Genomic DNA, 864 nt, shown 5'->3' on the forward strand with positions numbered 1-864 from the left:
CGGGCTTGACCGCCTATTACGAATACAGCCATTACACCCCCACCGGCAAAGTATTGCGCAATTGGACTTCGCTGGGTGAGGAATGGCGTTTCGCTTACCACGACGGCTATACCGAAGTCACCGACGTCTTGGGGCGCACCGAACAATACCATTACGATTGCAACAACGAGTTGACCAAACGGGTGTTCGCCGACGGCAGCACCCACATCATGGAACGCGACAACTTGGGCCGTCTGCTCAGCCACACCGATGCGATGGGCCGCGTTACCCGCTACCGATACAGCAACGAAGGCCAAATCGAGACCATCGTCCGCCCCGACGGCGCCATGCTGCATTTCGACTACGACGACAGCTACCGCCTGATCCGCAAAAGCGATGCCGAAGGAAACTACGACGGCTACACCTACGACGAAGCCGGCAACCTGCTCACCCACACCGACCCGCTCAAACACACCACCCGTTTCGAATATGCCGGCAACGGTTTGCTGCTGAGTGTGACCGACCCCAAAGGCAGCACCACCGAGTATCATTACGACCGCAACCACCAACCCGACCTGATTACCGACTGCTCCGGCCACCAAACCAAACTGGCCTACACCCCCGAAGGACAATTGGCGCGCATTACCGATGCCTTAGGCCAACATACCGAATACCATTACGACGCCAACCGAAACCTCACCCTCGCCCTTTATCCCGACGGCAGCAAAGAAACCTTCCGTTACGACCATGCCGGCCGCCTGACCGGTCATACCGACGGCGAAGGCCACACCACCGCGTACGAATACGGCCAAGACGGCCTGCCGACGCAACGTACCAATGCACTCGGCCACACCTTCGGCTACCACTACGACCAAGCAAGAAGGC

1 pseudogene is annotated in these 864 nt (G+C 58.7%); it reads left to right on the forward strand.

Annotated elements, in window-relative coordinates:
* A pseudogene (locus AKG09_RS11495) lies at positions 1-864 on the forward strand (RHS repeat protein); the annotation flags it as partial.

Source organism: Neisseria sp. 83E34 (assembly GCF_001308015.1).
GTDB lineage: Bacteria > Pseudomonadota > Gammaproteobacteria > Burkholderiales > Neisseriaceae > Neisseria.